This window comes from Streptomyces sp. SID14515 (assembly GCF_010548505.1).
Lineage (GTDB): Bacteria > Actinomycetota > Actinomycetes > Streptomycetales > Streptomycetaceae > Streptomyces > Streptomyces caviscabies.
In genome coordinates, this window is the sequence record NZ_JAAGMH010000149.1 from 108031 (window position 1) to 124267 (window position 16237).

Consider the following 16237-nt stretch of genomic DNA (forward strand, 5'->3'; position numbering starts at 1 on the left):
CTGCGCCGGTGAGGGTTTTCTCCCGGCCCTGTCGTTGTCGCCGCTGTCCGGGTTCCCGATAAACCCAGCAGACTTCCGGGTGTAAGGGCAAGAGGACGATACCCGCGGGATGTTCACCTTCCCGCCGGGTGATCCGCGCTGTCCTCCCGTGCCTCCGTGCGCCCATTTCCCGTATTCCCCTCCTTCCGCTCCGGGAGAGATGTTGACCGTCACCGTGCCCTCCTATGCCCCCGCCTACGCCCCCGACCGTTTCAAGCAGGTGTTCCGCCGCTATCCGGCGGGCGTGGTCGTCGTCACCGCCGACTCCGGCGGCGGGCCCATCGGATTCACCGCCACCTCGCTCACCTCGCTGTCCCTGGACCCGCCGCTGGTCTCGTACGGCATCGGCACCACGACCTCCTCCTGGCCGCATGTCGAGGTGGCGTCCTCCACCGTCGTCAACTTCCTCGGCGCCGACCAGGAATCGCTCGCCCGCACCTTCGCCACCAGCGGCATCGACCGGTTCGCCGCCCCCACCGCCTGGCGGCGGCTGCCGGAGGGCGAGCCGGTGCTCGACGGGGTGGCCGGCTGGCTGCGCCTGGAGACCGAACAGATCGTGCCCGCCGGCGACCACCGGATCGTCATCGCCCGGGTCACCGAATCCTGGCTCGACGAGGGCCGGGCCCCGCTGCTGTTCCACGACGGCGCCTACCACTCCCTCTGAGATTCAGGAATTCACCCCATGCCTCGTCACCGGACCAACGAATCCTCCACCACCACGAGAACCGTGGGCCGCAGATCTTTTCTCGCCCTCGCCACCGGAACGGTTCTCGGCCTCGCCGCCTGCTCTCCGCAGGCGAAGACCGTGGCCAGTTCCGAACCCGCCGGAAAACTTCCCTCGGGCCCTCCTCCGGCGGGTACGAAACTGACCGTCGCGGTCCGCCAGACCCGGCTCCAGCTCGAACCCGCCGGGCTCAAGAAGGACCTCGCCTTCACCGTTTCCGAATGGCCGAACCTGAGTGCGGGCCCGGATATCATCCAGGGATTCCGGGCCGAATCCATCGACCTCGCCTCCAATGCGGGAATTCCGCCGATCCAGGCCAAGGCCATCGGCGTCGACACAAAGATCGTCGCCGTCCAGGTGCGCCCGCTGCCCCTCTACACCTTCGCCACCGCGCCCGGCTCGGACATCGCCTCGGCCGAGGACTTCCGCGGCAAGAAGATCGGCTTCTCCCAGGGCCAGGCCCAGGGCGTCGTCGTCCTGCGCGCCCTCAAGGCGGCCGGGCTGAAGAACAGCGACGTCGAACTCGTCGCCCTGCCCAGCACCCAGTTCCTCACCGCCCTGCAGTCCAAGCAGGTCGACGTGGCGCCGCTCGGCGAACCGACCCTCACCAAGTACCTCGATCAGTACGGCAAGGACGGCGCCACCGGCCTCAAGACCGATGTGGTGGATCTGCTCACCGTCCTGTGGGCCCCGGTTGCGGTGCTCGACGACCCGGCGAAGGCCGCCGCTGTCCGCAACTTCGTCCCGTTGTGGGCCAAGGGTCTCGTCTGGGCCTGGGAGCACCAGGACGAGTGGATCGACACGTACTACGTGAAGGACCAGGGCGTCTCCGCGGCCGACGGCAAGCGCATCGTCTCCTCCCTGAACAAGCCGCAGTTCCCGCTCAGTTGGGACAAGGCCATCCAGTGGGAGCAGGAGACCGCCAACCTGATGGCCGAGGGCGGTTTCGTACCGAAGCAGGACGTCGCCGACCTGTTCGACCGCCGCTTCGAGCGCCTGGCGGCCGAGTCCGTTCCCGCCGAGTACCGGGAGACCTCATGACCGACCTGCTGCCCTCCGCCCGCACCGGCGGGCCCACCGTCCTCACCAAGGGCGCGGCCCCACCGGCGGACCCGCACCCGGACCCCGGCCCCACCGTCGCCCGCGGCACCCGCCGACGGCTCGGTCCCGGCCGGCCCCTGCCCTTCGGCCGGCTCATCGGCCCCGTCCTGCTGATCGCCCTGTGGTGGGCCGCCTCCGCCTCCGGCTACCTGGACCCGCGCATCCTGTCCGGGCCCGGCAGCGTGATCTCCACCGCCTCCGACCTGGTGGCCACCGGCCGCCTCCAGGACAACGTCCTCATCTCCCTGCAACGCGCCGGGCTCGGCCTGTTCTTCGGCGTCACCAGCGGAGTGGTGCTCGCGGTCGCGGCCGGACTGAGCCGTAGCGGCGAGTACCTGATCGACGGGCCGCTCCAGATCAAGCGGGCCATCCCCTCGCTCGCCATGCTGCCCCTGCTGATCCTCTGGCTCGGCATCGGCGAGGAGATGAAGGTGACCGTCATCGCCCTCGGCGTCGCGGTCAGCATGTACATCAACACCTTCGCCTTCCTGACCTCCATCGACAGCCGGTACGTGGAGCTCGCCGAAGGCCTCGACCTCAGCCGCGCCCAGTTCGTCCGCAAGGTCGTCGTCCCCGGCTCGCTGCCCGGCTTCTTCGTCGGTCTGCGCCTCGGCGTTACCTCGTCCTGGCTCGGACTGATCGTCGTCGAGCAGATCAACGCCACCAGCGGCATCGGCTACATGATGTTCCAGGCCCAGCTGTACGCCCAGTCCGACGTGATCATCGTGGGTCTGGTGGCCTACGGGATCTTCGGCTTCGCCTCGGACGCGGCCGTACGCGCCATCGAGAGGAGGGCCCTGTCATGGCGACGCACCCTGGCGGGCTGATCACCGAGGTCCACCCCGCGGTCCGGACGAAGCGGCTGGTACGGAGGTTCGGCGACCGGGTCGTCCTCAAGGAGATCGACCTGGACATCGCGCCGGGGGAGTTCACCGCCCTCCTCGGCCGCAGCGGTTCGGGGAAGTCCACCCTGCTGCGGGCCGTCGCCCGGCTGGACCACACGGTCGAGGGCTCCGGTGAACTCACCGTCCCGGAAAGGGTGTCGCTCTCCTTCCAGGACTCCCGGCTGCTGCCCTGGCTCCGCGTCCTGGACAACGTGATCCTCGGGCTGCGCGGCCCCGCCGCCCGCGAACGCGGCCTGACCGCCCTGGAGGAGGTGGGCCTGGCCGGCCGGGACCGCTCTTGGCCGCACGAGCTCTCCGGCGGCGAGCAGCAGCGCGCCGCTCTCGCCCGCGCCCTGGTCCGGGAGCCCGAACTCCTTCTGGCCGACGAGCCGTTCGGGGCGCTCGACGCCCTGACCCGGATCAAGATGCACGGACTGCTGCGCGAGCTGTACGAGCGCCACCGCCCCGCGGTGCTCCTGGTCACCCATGACGTGGACGAGGCCGTGGAGCTCGCCGACCGGGTCCTGGTCCTGGAGGACGGCCTGGTCTCCGTCGACCTCGCCATCGACCTGCCCACCCCGCGCTCCCGCCGGGACGCCCGCTTCCAGGAGTACCGCGACGCCCTGCTCGCGGCCCTGGGCGTCGAGCAGCCGGCCCCGACCGCCTGACCCGTACGCGTACGGCACCGGCCGCCTGACCCGTACGCGTCCAGGCTCGCCCGCCCGCCCCGTACGCGCAGACCGCACCGGCCCCCGCCGCAGTGGCGCGCGACCGCCCACTCACCTCACCCGTACGGGAACACCTCCCGCACCCGCCTGGAGACACCCATGCCTTCCGCCGAACCCCGCAAGCAGCTCCACCTCAACGCCTTCCTCATGTCCACCGGACACCACGAGGCGTCCTGGCGGCTCCCCGAGAGCCCCGCCGAGGCGGGCTCCGACATCGAGCACTACAAGAACCTCGCCCGGATCGCCGAACGCGGCCGCCTCGACTCCCTCTTCCTCGCCGACAGCCCGGTCCTGATGGGCGACCCCGGCCGCCGCCCCGCCGCCAAGCTGGAGCCCACCGTTCTGCTCACCGCGCTCGCCGGGGCCACCGAGCACATCGGGCTCATCGCCACCGCCTCCACCAGCTACAACGAGCCCTACAACCTGGCCCGCAGGTTCGCCTCGCTGGACCATGTCTCCGGCGGTCGGGCCGGCTGGAACATCGTCACCACCGCCGGGGCCGACGCCGCCCGCAACTTCGGCCTGGACGACACCCCACTGCACCACGAGCGCTACCGCCGTGCCGCCGAGTTCGTCGAGGTCTCCACCAAACTGTGGGACAGCTGGGCCGACGACGCGGTCGTCGCCGACAAGGCGAAGGGCGTCCACGCCCTCGCCGACCGGGTCCGGGCCATCGAGCACCGCGGCGAGTTCTTCCGCGTCGACGGACCCCTCAACGTCCAGCGCCCGCCGCAGGGTCACCCGCTGCTGGTGCAGGCCGGATCCAGCGAGGACGGCAAGGACTTCGCCGCCCGCTACGCCGAGGCGGTGTTCACCGCCCAGCAGACCCTGGAGGAGGGCATCGCCTTCTACAAGGACGTCAAGGCGCGGGCCGTGGCGCTCGGCCGGGACCCCGACACCATCAAGATCCTGCCCGGCATCGTCCCCGTCATCGGCGACACCGAGGCCGAGGCCCGGGAGCTGGACGCCGAGCTGGACCGCCTCATCGTCCCCGAGTACGCCAAGCGGCAGCTCGCCCTGCGCCTGAAGATCGCCCCGGACGACCTCGACCTCGACGCCGAACTCCCCGAGGACATCCCCACCGAGGACGAGATCGAGGGCGCCAAGAGCCGCTACACCCTCATCGTGGAACTCGCCCGCCGCGAGAATTTGACGGTACGTCAACTCATCGGCAGGCTCGGCGGCGGACGCGGCCACCGCACCTTCGCGGGCACCGCCGAGCAGGTCGCCGACACCATCGAGCACTGGTACGACAGCGGGGCCGCCGACGGCTTCAACATCATGCCCGCCGTGCTCCCCTCGGGCCTGGAGGTCTTCGTCGACCGGGTCGTCCCGATCCTCCAGGAGCGCGGCCTGTTCCGCACCGAGTACACCGGCGCCACCCTGCGCGAGCACTACGGCCTGCCGCGCCCCGCCAACCAGCTCTTCGACGGCACCGGCACGGACCGCGTCGCCGCCGCCCCGGCCACGGCAGGGGCCCGGTGACGGACTGTACGGCGCGCGAAGGCGCCGGCCCCCGGCAGCACCCGGGGACCGGCGCCGGCCGGCGGCCCGACCCCGAACACGGCTGGGCCCGGCGGCTGTTCGCCTACTGCCTGCGCCACCGCACCGACCTCCTCCTCGCCTTCGGCGCGGCGCTCGTCGCCGCCCTGGCCACCGCCACCCTGCCCCTCGTCCTGCGCCACGTCGTGGACGGCCTCGCCGGCTCCACCGGCTCCCTCGCCCCGTGGATCGCCCTGCTCGCCGGGCTCGGCGCCGTCCGCTTCGGCGCGAGCTTCACCCGTCGCTACCGCTCCGGACGGCTCTCGCTCGGCGTCCAGTACGACCTGCGCAACGATGCCTTCGCCGCCCTGCTGCGGCTCGGCGGCGCCCAGCAGGACGGGCTGCGCACCGGACAGGTGGTGAGCCGGTCCATCTCCGACATCACCCTCGTCCAGACCCTGCTGCAGTTCCTGCCCAACCTCACCGGCAACGTCCTGATGTTCCTGACCTCGCTGGTCCTCATGGCGTTCCTCTCCCCGCTGCTGACCGTCGTCGCCCTCGTCGTCGGCCCGCTGCTCTATCTGATCGCCCTGCGCAGCCGCCGCGACCTCTTCCCCGCCAACTGGCACGCCCAGCAGGAGGCCGCCGAGGTCGCCTCCACCGTCGAGGCGACCGTCACCGGCGTCCGCGTCGTCAAGGGCTTCGGCCAGGAGGACCGCGAACTGGCAGGTCTTGAGGAGCGCGCCCGGGGCCTGTTCGCCTCCCGGCTGCGGGTGGTCCGCTTCACCGGCCGCTACAACCCGGCGCTCCAGGCCGTACCCGCCCTCGGCCAGGTCGCCGTCCTCGCCCTCGGCGGCTGGATGGCCCTGCACGGCCGGATCTCGCTCGGCACCTTCCTCGCCTTCACCACCTACCTCGGCTCCTTCGTCACCCCCGTACGCCAGGTCGCCACCCTGCTCACCGTCTGGCAGCAGGCCCGCGCCGGAGCCGAACGCGTCCTGGAGGTCATCGACGAGGCCCCCGTCATCACCGACGCCCCGGACGCCCGCGAGCTGCCCGACCGGCCGCCCGCGCTCTCCTGGCGGGACGTCACCTTTCGTTACGGGGACGGCCCGCCGCTCCTCGACGGCTTCACGCTCGATGTCCGCCCCGGCGAGACCCTCGCCCTGATCGGCGCGGCCGGCTCCGGCAAGTCGACGGCCGCCGCGCTGCTGCCCCGGTTCTACGACGTGCCCTCCGGCACGGTCGCCGTCGACGGCACCGACGTGCGCGAACTGTCCCTCGCCTCGCTGCGCTCCCGGATCGGCTACGTCTTCGAGGAGAGCCTGCTGGTCTCCGACACCGTGCGCGCCAACATCGCCTACGGGGCGCCGGACGCCACGGACGAGCAGATCCGCGCCGCCGCCCGGATCGCCCGCGCCGACGCGTTCGTCGAACGGCTCCCGAAGGGCTACGAGACCGTCGTCGGCGAGCAGGGCCTCACGCTCTCCGGCGGTCAGCGCCAGCGCGTCGCGCTCGCCCGCGCCCTGGTCGGCGACCCGGCGATCCTGGTCCTGGACGACGCGACCTCCGCCATCGACGCCCGCGTCGAGGCCGATATCCACGCCGGGCTGCACGCCGAGACCCGCCGCCGGACCACCCTGATCGTGGCGCACCGCCGCTCCACCCTGGAGCTCGCCGACCGGATCGCCGTGCTGGACGGCGGCCGCGTCACGGACACCGGCACGCTGGACGAACTCCGGTCCCGCTCAGCCCTGTTCCGTACGCTGCTGTCCACCGCCGAGCCGACCGCCTCCGAGCCCGTGGCCGAGGCGCCGGCCGGCGGGGTCACCGCGGACCTGTGGCTGCGGGACGAGGCCGCGGGCGTCGACCCCGAGGAAGGCACCGCGGTCCGGGCCGCCCAGGCGCTCGCCGAGGCCGCCGCCACCTCCGGGCCGGGACGCGGCGGACCCGGCGGCGGAGTGCTCGGCTCGGCCCCGCCGAGCCCCGAGCTGATCGCCGGACTCGCCCGCCTCCCGCTGCCCGCCGCCGACCCGAAGGTCACCACCGAACAGGCCGTCGCCGCCGACCCGGAGTTCCACCTCGGCACCCTGCTGCGCCCCTTCCGGCTCCCGCTGATCCTCGGACTGCTGCTGGTCGCCCTCGACGCCGGAGCCCAGATCGCCGTACCGGTCCTCGTCCGCCATGGGGTGGACCACGGCGTCGCCCGGCAGGCCGGAGGCGTGCTGCTGGCGGCCGCCGCCGTCGCCGGGCTGGTCGTCGCGGCGAACTGGCTGATCGGCGTGGCCCAGGTCCGCACCACCGGACGCACCGGAGAGCGGCTGCTCTACACCCTGCGGGTGAAGACCTTCGCCCAGCTCCAGCGGCTCGGTCTGGACTACTACGAGCGGGAGCTCGGCGGCCGGATCATGACCCGGATGACCACCGACGTGGACGCCCTGTCGAACTTCCTCCAGACCGGGCTCATCACCGCCGTCGTCAGCCTGCTCACCGTCCTCGGCGTGCTGGTCGCCCTCCTGGTCATCGACGCGGGCCTCGCCGTCGTCCTGCTCCTAGCCCTCCCCGTACTGATCGGCGCCACTGCCCTCTTCCGGCACCACTCGGTCCCCGCCTACCGCGAGGCCCGCGAACGCGTCAGCGCGGTCAACGCCTGCCTCCAGGAGAACGTCACCGCCATCCGCCTCACCCAGGCGTTCCGCCGCGAGGAGCACAACGCCCGCGACTTCGCCGAACTGGCCCGGGGCTTCCGGGACTCACGGCTGCGCGCCCAGCGGTACATGGGCACGTTCTTCCCGTTCGTGGAGTTCCTCGGCACCCTGTCCACCGCCGCCGTCCTGGTCGTCGGCGCGGGCCAGGTGCGCTCCGGCGAGCTGAGCGCGGGCACCCTGATCGCCTTCCTCCTCTACGTGGAGCTGTTCTTCTCGCCCATCCAGCAGCTCTCGCAGGTCTTCGACGGCTACCAGCAGGCCGTCATCGGCCTCGGCCGCCTCCGCTCCCTGATGCGCACCCCGGCCGGTACCCCGCAGCCCGAACAGCCTCTCGCCGTAGGCCGGTTGCGCGGCGAGGTGGAGTTCGACGAGGTGTCGTTCGGTTACGCGGGCGGCGGCGGCCAGGAAGTCCTGCACGGGCTGCGGCTGCGCATCGCGCCCGGTGAGGCCGTCGCCCTGGTCGGGGCCACCGGCGCGGGCAAGTCCACCGTCGTCAAACTGCTGGCCCGCTTCTACGACCCGACCGCCGGGACCGTACGGGTCGACGGCCACGATCTGCGCGACCTCGACCTGCCCGCCTTCCGGCGCAGACTCGGGCTCGTACCGCAGGAGCCGTACCTCTTCAGCGGAACCGTGCGGGACGCCATCGCCTACGGGCGGCCCGAGGCCACCGACGCCGAGGTGGAGAGCGCCGCCCGGGCCGTGGGCGCGCACGAGATGATCGCCGGACTCCGGCTCGGCTACCTCCAACAGGTGGGGGAGCGCGGCCGCAATCTGTCCGCCGGACAGCGGCAGCTCCTCGCCCTGGCCCGCGCCGAACTCGTCGACCCGGACGTCCTGTTGCTCGACGAGGCCACCGCCTCGCTCGACCTGGCGACCGAACGCCGGGTCGCCGCCGCGACGGACGCCCTGTGCCGTCGCCGTACCACCGTGGTCGTCGCCCACCGGCTGACCACCGCGGCCCGCGCCGACCGGGTCGTCGTCCTCGACGCCGGAGCCGTCGTCGAGAGCGGGACGCACACCGAACTCCTCGCGGCGCGGGGCCCGTACCACCGCCTGTGGGAGGCCTTCCGGCAGACCGGCGTTCCGGCCGTGCCCGAACAGGACCACTCCGACACCACCAGTCAGCTCGTCAAGGAGAGTGCCAGATGACCGAATACCGCAACCTCGGCCGCACCGGCGTCCAGGTCAGCCCGCTCGCGCTGGGCACCATGATGTTCGGTGCGCGCGGCAACACCGATCACGACGACAGCGTCCGGATCATCCACCACGCCCTGGACTCCGGCATCAACTTCGTCGACACCGCCGACGTCTACTCGCAGGGCGAGTCCGAGACCATTGTCGGCAAGGCGCTCGCGGGCGGCCGGCGCGACAACGTGGTGCTGGCCACCAAGTTCCACGGACGACTGGGCGACGACCCCAACGAGTTCGGCAACAGCCGCCGTTGGATCATCCGCGAGGTCGAGAACAGCCTGCGCCGGCTCGGTACGGACTGGATCGACCTCTACCAGGTCCACCGCCCCGAGCCCGACACCGACTTCGACGAGACGCTAGGCGCGCTCTCCGACCTGGTCCACCAGGGCAAGATCCGCTATATCGGCACCTCCACCTTCGAGCCCTCCGCGATCGTGGAGGGCCAGTGGACCGCCGAGCGCCGGGGCCGCGAGCGCGTCGTCGCCGAGCAGCCCCCGTACTCGCTGCTGGCCCGGGGCATCGAGCGCGAGGTGCTGCCGGTGGCGCAGCGGTACGGACTCGGCGTGCTGTCCTGGAGCCCGCTGGCGGGCGGCTGGCTGACCGGCCGCTACCGCAAGGGCGCCGAGCAGCCGGCCTCCAGCCGTGCCGAGCGCCAGGCCGCCCGGTTCGACATCTCCGCACCCGAGAACGCGGCCAAGCTGGCGGCCGCCGACGCGCTCGCCGTCCTCGCCGAGGAGGCCGGTCTCACCCTCGTCCAACTCGCCCTGGCCTTCGTGCTGGAGCACCCGGCCGTCACCTCGGCGATCATCGGTCCGCGCACCTTCGAGCAGCTGGAGAGCCAGCTCGGCGCCGACAAGGTGAGGCTGAGCCGGGACGTCCTCGACCGGATCGACGAGATCGTCCCGCCCGGCGTCAACCTGTCGGCACGCGACGCCGGTTACACCCCGGCGGTCCTCACCGACGCCTCCCTGCGCCGCCGTTCGGTCTGACGGCGCGGGGAGCGGGCCGGGGTCACTGGCGGATGCGGTCGCGGATCCAGACCCCGGCCTCCTTCAGGACCCCGGTGCCCGTCCAGTTGCTCCCGCTGCACGTGCCGGTCTTGAAGACGGCGCCGGAGCGGTGGTCGTCGGAGTAGTTCCAGTTGGTCCAGGAGATCTTCTTGCGCTTCATCAGGTCGAGGTAGCGCTGCGACATCGTGAAGTCGTTGGCGCCCTCGCCGGCGTAGTCCTGCGTCCCGAACTCGGTGACGAACACCGGGAGTCGGTCGGAGGCCCGGTCGAGCGTGTTCAGGTACTCCTCGCGGTGCGAGGCCGCGTAGAAGTGGAAGGTGTACATGATGTTCGAGGCGTTGACGGGGTTGTTCACCACCTCCGACTCGTCGGAGCCCTCGGACACCCCGAAGGACGACCAGGCGCGCGTGCCGACCAGCACCACCGCGTCGGGGTCCTCGGCCCGGATCACCGGGATGATCTGCTCGGCGTAGGACTTGATGCCCGACCAGCTCACCCCCGAGGGCTCGTTGGCGATCTCGTAGAGCACACCCGGGTGGTTCTTGTACTTCTTCGCCATCGCGGTGAAGAAGGTCTTCGCCCGCGACAGGTTCGCGTTCGGGTCGCCCGGCGAGAGCATGTGCCAGTCGATGACCGCGTACATGCCGCGTGCGTGCGCCGCGTCGACGAACTTCTGCGCACGGGCGGTGAATCCGGCCGGGTCGGTCTCGTACCCGCCCTCCTGTACGTAGGTGGAGACGCGCAGCACGTCGGCGCGCCAGTCCTGGGCGAGCGCGTCGAGCGAGCCGTCGGTGACGCACTGGGCGTACCACTGGGTGCCGTGCGTGCTCATCCCGTTGAGGGCGACCGCCTCGCCTGAGGCGTTACAGAGCCGGCGACCGCAGACCGAGAGCTGCCCGTTGGCGGCGAGCGGGGTGGCGGCGGTGGGAGCGTCACCGGTGGGGGAGGCCGGGGCGGGTGCTGCTCCGGCCCGGACCGGAGCCATGAGTGCGGTGGCGACACCGAGCGCGGACGCGGCGAGCAGGGCCTTGCGGGCCAGTCCGCGACGGCCGGTCCTGGGGGCGGAACCGGTGGGGGGATTGGTGCGCTGGTGCATGGTGGTGCTCCCTTCGGAGGGGGGTGGGAGGCGCCATGTCGGCAGAACTGAAAGTAAAGGTTCCTTCCAATTGGCGTCAACAGTGTTGGGAAACTTTCCTGTCTATTAACGCGCTTGGTGGAAGGGCCCGTTGGGACCCTTCCGCCGTCCGCCCTCAGCTCCGCGCCGGTCAGCCCGTCGGCAGCGGATAGACCGCCAGCGAGAAGGAGTGGCCCGCCGGATCCCCGTACACCCGCACGTCCCGGGGCCCGCTGTTGCTGTCGCCGGTGTCGACGGGCCGGGCGCCCAGGGATATCGCCTCCCGCTCGGCCTCGTCGATGTCCTCGCGCCCCACCAGGATCCGCAGATGCGCCTGCTGGGAGTCCTCCGGGCGCGGCCAGCTCGGCGGGGCGTAGCCGTGGTCGCGGCGGATCGCCAGCCGGACGCCGTCGTTGCCGACGATCTCGACGAAATCGGGGTCGGTGCCGATACGTATCTCCCCGCCGAGCAGTCCGGCGTAGAACTCGGCCAGCTCCATGGGCTCGGCGCAGTCAAGGACGAGGACGCTCGTCTTCTCCACAGTCATGCGGGAACGGATACCCCCGGTGGCCCCGGACACGCCGTGCCGGACCCTGCCCACGCGTCCGGGCCGACGCCGGGCTCGGACCCGGCCGGGGAATCCGGGCCGTCGGCGCGGACGTGTCCCGGATGAGGAAACACCCGGCGCGACCTAAGGTGCCAACCATGGCACGGAGCGCGGAGACCCCCGGGCCGGGCGGGGGCGACGCGGCCCCCGACGGCCCCGACCCCCGGCGTTGGCGGGCGCTCGCCGTCTGCCTGGTGGCCGGCTTCATGACCCTGCTGGACGTCTCCATCGTCAATGTGGCCCTCCCCTCCATCCGGGAAGGCCTCAACACCCCCGAGTCCGACCTCCAATGGGTGCTCTCCGGCTACGCCCTCGCCTTCGGCCTCTTCCTCATCCCCGCCGGACGCCTCGGCGACGCGCGGGGCCGCCGGGCGGTCTTCATGGTGGGCCTCGCCCTGTTCACCCTGTCCTCCGCCGCCTGCGGGGCCGCCCAGTCCAGCATGTGGCTGGTGATCGCCCGGCTGGTGCAGGGCATCGCGGGCGGGTTGATCTCCCCGCAGATCTCCGCCCTGATCCAGCAGATGTTCTCCGGGCGGGAGCGCGGCCGGGCCTTCGGCATGTTCGGCACCGTCGTCGGCATCTCCACGGCCGTGGGCCCGCTGCTCGGCGGACTGCTCATCCAGGCCGCCGGACCGGAGCACGGCTGGCGCTGGGTCTTCTACGTCAACCTCCCGCTCGGCGCCGTCTGCCTCCTGCTCGCCCACCGCCTGCTGCCCGACACCCCCTCCGCCGGCCGGGTCCGGCCGCGCGACCTGGACCCGGTGGGCGTCGCCCTCCTCGGGGCCGGGGTGCTGGCCCTGCTGCTGCCGTTCGTCCAGGCCCAGCAGTGGCCCGGCAACGCCAAGTGGCTGCTGCTCGTCCTGGCCGGGGCGCTGCTCACCGCGTTCGTCGCCTGGGAAGCGCGGTGCACGGGCGGCCGCACCCACCCCGTCCTGGACCTGTCGCTGTTCCGGCTGCGCTCCTACTGGCTGGGCTGTCTGCTGATCCTGCTCTACTTCGCCGGGTTCACCTCGATCTTCTTCGTCACGACCCTCTACCTCCAGTCCGGCCTGGGCTACTCCGCCCTCCAGGCCGGACTCGCCATCACCCCCTTCGCCCTCGGCTCCGGCGTCGCCGCCTCCATCGGCGGCCGGCTCGTCGGACGCTTCGGCCGCCCGCTGGTGGTCGCGGGCCTGGCCATGGTCGCCCTCGGCCTCGCGGGCACCGCGCTCGCCGTCCACCTGGTCCCCGGCGACGGAGCGGGCTGGGCCATGGCCGCCCCACTGCTCCTCGCCGGCCTCGGCAGCGGCCTGGTCATCGCCCCGAACCAGACCCTGACCCTCGCGGAGGTCCCGGTGCACCGGGCGGGCAGCGCCGGAGGCACCCTCCAGACCGGCCAGCGGGTGGGCTCCGCGATCGGGATCGCCGCCGTCGGCGCGGTGTTCTTCGCCCAGGTCGGCCCGGACGGCTGGGCCGACGCCTACGACCACGGGCTCATCGTGTCCGTCGCCTTCGTCCTGGCCGGGCTGATCGTGGCGCTGGCCGACGTCGGGGCCGACCGACGGGGCAGACGACGTGCGGCAGACAGTTCCACCGACGCATCGAGGAGCGCGGCATGAGTGACACGGCAGCGGACGCCACCGGAGACGACAGCGTCGGAAACGACGGCAACACCTCCTACGGCCACAAGCCGTTCAAGCGGTCCCGGAGCCACTTCGCGGACCGGATCACCGCGGACGGCCGGGACGGCTGGCCCGTCGAGGCGGGCCGCTACCGCCTCGTGGTCAGCCGCGCCTGCCCGTGGGCGAGCCGGGCCCTGGTCTCGCGGCGGCTGCTCGGCCTGGAGGACGCGCTCTCCCTCGCCGTCGCCGACCCGATCCAGGACGACCGCAGCTGGCGCTTCACCCTGGACCCGGACGGAAAGGACCCGGTCCTCGGCATCCGCCATCTGAGTGAGGCCTACGACGCCCGGGAGAGCGGCTATCCCGGCGGCGTCAGCGTGCCCGCGATCGTGGACGTACCGAGCGGGAAGCTGGTCACCAACGACTACCAGCGGATCACGCTCGACCTGGCCACGGAGTGGACCGCCCTGCACCGGCCCGGCGCCCCCGACCTCTACCCCGAACCGCTGCGCGCGGAGATCGACGAGGTCATGGAGGGCATCTATCGGGACATCAACAACGGCGTCTACAAAGCCGGGTTCGCCAGCACTCAGCAGGAGTACGAGGAGGCGTACGAGGCCCTCTTCGCCCGCCTCGACCAGGTCTCCGCGCGCCTCGCGGACCGCCGCTACCTGGTCGGCGACACCATCACCGAGGCCGACATCCGGCTCTTCACCACCCTGGTCCGCTTCGACGCCGTCTACCACGGCCACTTCAAGTGCAACCGGAACAAGCTGACCGAGGACCCCGTCCTGTGGGCGTACGCCCGCGACCTCTACCAGACGCCCGGATTCGGCGACACGGTCGACTTCGACCACATCAAGCGGCACTACTACCAGGTGCACACCGGCATCAACCCGACCGGCATCGTCCCCGTCGGCCCCGACCTCTCCGGCTGGACCACCGCGCACCACCGCGAGCGGCTCGGCGGCCGGCCCTTCGGAGACGGCACCCCTCCGGCGGCAACCTTCTGAGCCTCGGCGGCGACAAGGAGTCGTCGGGCCCCACCGGGCCGGGCGACTCCCGACCGCCGACCGAGCGAAGGAACCACCTCACGTGAGCACCAGCAGAGGACGACACCGCAGGACGCGCACGCTCCAGGCCGCCGTGGCCGTCGCCGTGACCGCCGGCCTCGCCGGCGTCTGGCTGACCGGCACCCCGGACGACGCGAACGCCGCCACGACGGTCGTCGTCTCCACCACACCGGAGCTGGAGAAGGCGTTCGCGCAGGCCGGCCCCGGCACCACCGTCCAGCTGCGCGGCGGCACCTACCGCCCGGCCAGGAGCCTCAAGAGCCAGGCGGACGGCACCGCGCACAGCCGGATCACCGTCACCGCCTACCGGGCGGAGAAGGCCGTCGTCGACGGCTCCGCACTGCCCGACGGCGACTGGCTGGTCGCGATAGGCGGCGACCACTGGACCCTGTCCGGCCTGACGTTCCGCAACTCCCGCGCGCACGGCGTCGTCGTCACCTCGTCCGTCGGCGGGATCTTCCGCAACCTCACCACGCACGGCAACGGCGACTCCGGCTTCACCCTGCGCGGCGAGGGAACGACGGACAACCTCGTCGAGAACCTCGACTCCTACGACAACTACGACGCGAAGAACCACGGCCAGAACGCCGACGGCCTCGCGATCAAGTTCGGCTCGGGCACCGGAAACCGGATCGTCGGCGCACGGCTCCACCACAACGCCGACGACGGCGTGGACCTGTGGCAGTGGGCGAGCCCCGTCCGCATCGAGCGCAGCTGGGCGTACGGGAACGGCGTGAACCGCTGGCAGGACCCGGCCTTCGAGGGCAACGGCAACGGCTTCAAGCTCGGCGGCGGCGGTGCGAGCGCCGCACACGTCATCACCGGCAACGCCGCCTGGGACAACGAGAAGCACGGCTTCACGGACAACAGCAACCCGGGAGCCCTGCGGCTGCACCGCAACACCGCCTACGCCAACGACGCCTCCGGCTTCTACCTCGCCTCCTCGCCCTCGCGCCTCTCCCGCAACCTCGCCCTGGACAACGCCACCGGCGCGGCGAAGCTCGGCCGGCGCGTGGTGTCGGCCGCCAACTCCTGGGACGCGAACGGGGCGCCGGTCGCGGGCGCGGTCAGCACCGATCCGGCCACGGCGTACGGGCCACGGCGTGCGGACGGTGCACTGCCGGCGACCGAGTTCCTGGCGACCGGCACCCCGGCCGTCGGCGCGGAGATGCCGTAACCGCCGCCCGCCCTCGTACGACGGGTCCCGGGGCCGGCGGCCGGCCGTCCCGGGACCGGCACATAGGATCCGTCGCTCGGGCCGTAGCGGCGCGCACGACAAAGGGGTTCCCGGTATGGCCGACGACGCATCGGCGCGGTTCCACGAGTTCTTCGACCGCCATTACGCCGAACTGTCCCGTCTGGCCTTCCTCCTGACGGGCGAGGCGGACGCGGCCGACGACCTGGCCGCCGACGCGTTCGTCGCGCTCTGGGACCGCTGGGACCGGGTGTCCGCCGCCGAGCATCCGGTGGCGTACGCCCGCGGAGTCGTCGCCAACCTGGCGCGCAGCCGGATCCGGGGCGCCGTGCGCGAGCGCCGGCGCGTAGCGCTGTTCTGGTCCCGGCGCGCGGAGCGGACGGACGGCCCGGACCTGGCGGCCGTGCTCGACGTACGGCAGGCGCTGCGCAGACTGCCCTTCCGCAAGCGGGCCTGCGTCGTGCTGCGGCACGCGCTCGATCTGTCGGAGAAGGACACCGCTCTGGCGCTCGGCGTCTCCGTCGGCACGGTGAAGAGCCAGACCTCCAAGGGCATGGCGGAACTCGAACGGCTGCTGGGCGACCGTACCGGCCTCGAAACCGTGGGAAGTGGACGACGATGAGCGACCTGCGCAGCCAACTGGAAGAAGCCGCCCGGTCACACCGGCCCGACCGCGCGCGGATGCTGGCCCGGGTCGAGCGGGCCCGGGCCGCCGGCGATGCGGGGCCCCGGGGCTCCCGCGCCCGCCGCACCCGCCCGCGTGTGGCCCTCGCGGCG

At 72.2% G+C, this 16237-nt stretch carries 13 protein-coding genes; 11 read left to right on the forward strand and 2 right to left on the reverse strand.

Translation table 11 applies throughout. The features are described from left to right. Positions 1-199: 199 nt before the first annotated feature. The 7 genes from G3I54_RS38730 to G3I54_RS38760 all read left to right on the forward strand — a co-directional run bounded on the left by G3I54_RS38730 (position 200) and on the right by G3I54_RS38760 (position 9849). Positions 200-703 carry a flavin reductase family protein gene (locus tag G3I54_RS38730; RefSeq protein WP_164622120.1) on the forward strand — a complete coding sequence of 168 codons (504 nt, stop codon included), beginning with the start codon at positions 200-202 and terminating at the stop codon, positions 701-703. Positions 704-721: 18 nt separating this feature from the next. Beyond that, the gene (locus G3I54_RS38735) at positions 722-1804 is read left to right on the forward strand and encodes an ABC transporter substrate-binding protein (protein WP_164622123.1); all 1083 of its coding nucleotides are present in this window, start codon (positions 722-724) and stop codon (positions 1802-1804) included. Further along, positions 1801-2691 (forward strand): ABC transporter permease, encoded by an 891-nt coding sequence (locus tag G3I54_RS38740; RefSeq protein WP_164622125.1) that lies wholly within the window; start codon positions 1801-1803, stop codon positions 2689-2691. Before G3I54_RS38735 ends, G3I54_RS38740 begins: the two co-directional genes overlap by 4 nt. Continuing rightward, positions 2667-3416 carry an ABC transporter ATP-binding protein gene (locus G3I54_RS38745; protein WP_164622127.1) on the forward strand — a complete coding sequence of 250 codons (750 nt, stop codon included), beginning with the start codon at positions 2667-2669 and terminating at the stop codon, positions 3414-3416. The genes G3I54_RS38740 and G3I54_RS38745 overlap by 25 nt, the downstream gene beginning before the upstream one ends. Before the next feature lie 159 nt (positions 3417-3575). Next, positions 3576-4961: an LLM class flavin-dependent oxidoreductase gene (locus G3I54_RS38750; protein WP_164622130.1), complete on the forward strand. Its 1386-nt coding sequence runs from the start codon at positions 3576-3578 to the stop codon at positions 4959-4961. After that, on the forward strand, positions 4958-8818 hold the full coding sequence (locus G3I54_RS38755; protein ID WP_164622132.1) for an ABC transporter ATP-binding protein: 3861 nt from the start codon (positions 4958-4960) through the stop codon (positions 8816-8818). Before G3I54_RS38750 ends, G3I54_RS38755 begins: the two co-directional genes overlap by 4 nt. Continuing rightward, complete coding sequence (locus G3I54_RS38760; protein WP_164622134.1) at positions 8815-9849, forward strand: aldo/keto reductase; 1035 nt, start codon at positions 8815-8817, stop codon at positions 9847-9849. Before G3I54_RS38755 ends, G3I54_RS38760 begins: the two co-directional genes overlap by 4 nt. A 22-nt stretch (positions 9850-9871) precedes the next feature. Here G3I54_RS38760 and G3I54_RS38765 read toward each other — a convergent pair whose 3' ends face one another. Both G3I54_RS38765 and G3I54_RS38770 read right to left on the reverse strand, forming a co-directional pair. Next, positions 9872-10966 (reverse strand): glycoside hydrolase family 5 protein, encoded by a 1095-nt coding sequence (locus G3I54_RS38765; RefSeq protein ID WP_164622136.1) that lies wholly within the window; start codon positions 10964-10966, stop codon positions 9872-9874. A 169-nt stretch (positions 10967-11135) separates the two neighbouring features. Beyond that, a complete protein-coding gene (locus tag G3I54_RS38770) occupies positions 11136-11531 on the reverse strand; it encodes a VOC family protein (protein WP_164622138.1) in 396 nt (131 codons plus the stop codon). A gap of 158 nt (positions 11532-11689) precedes the next feature. Here G3I54_RS38770 and G3I54_RS38775 point away from each other — a divergent pair, with 158 nt between their 5' ends. The 4 genes from G3I54_RS38775 to G3I54_RS38790 all read left to right on the forward strand — a co-directional run bounded on the left by G3I54_RS38775 (position 11690) and on the right by G3I54_RS38790 (position 16082). Beyond that, positions 11690-13189: an MFS transporter gene (locus G3I54_RS38775; protein ID WP_164622140.1), complete on the forward strand. Its 1500-nt coding sequence runs from the start codon at positions 11690-11692 to the stop codon at positions 13187-13189. Further along, positions 13186-14205 (forward strand): glutathione S-transferase C-terminal domain-containing protein, encoded by a 1020-nt coding sequence (locus tag G3I54_RS38780; protein ID WP_164622150.1) that lies wholly within the window; start codon positions 13186-13188, stop codon positions 14203-14205. Before G3I54_RS38775 ends, G3I54_RS38780 begins: the two co-directional genes overlap by 4 nt. Before the next feature lie 82 nt (positions 14206-14287). Then, the gene (locus G3I54_RS38785; RefSeq protein ID WP_164622152.1) at positions 14288-15442 is read left to right on the forward strand and encodes a right-handed parallel beta-helix repeat-containing protein; all 1155 of its coding nucleotides are present in this window, start codon (positions 14288-14290) and stop codon (positions 15440-15442) included. A gap of 115 nt (positions 15443-15557) precedes the next feature. Next, complete coding sequence (locus G3I54_RS38790; protein ID WP_164622154.1) at positions 15558-16082, forward strand: SigE family RNA polymerase sigma factor; 525 nt, start codon at positions 15558-15560, stop codon at positions 16080-16082. Positions 16083-16237: the final 155 nt, after the last annotated feature.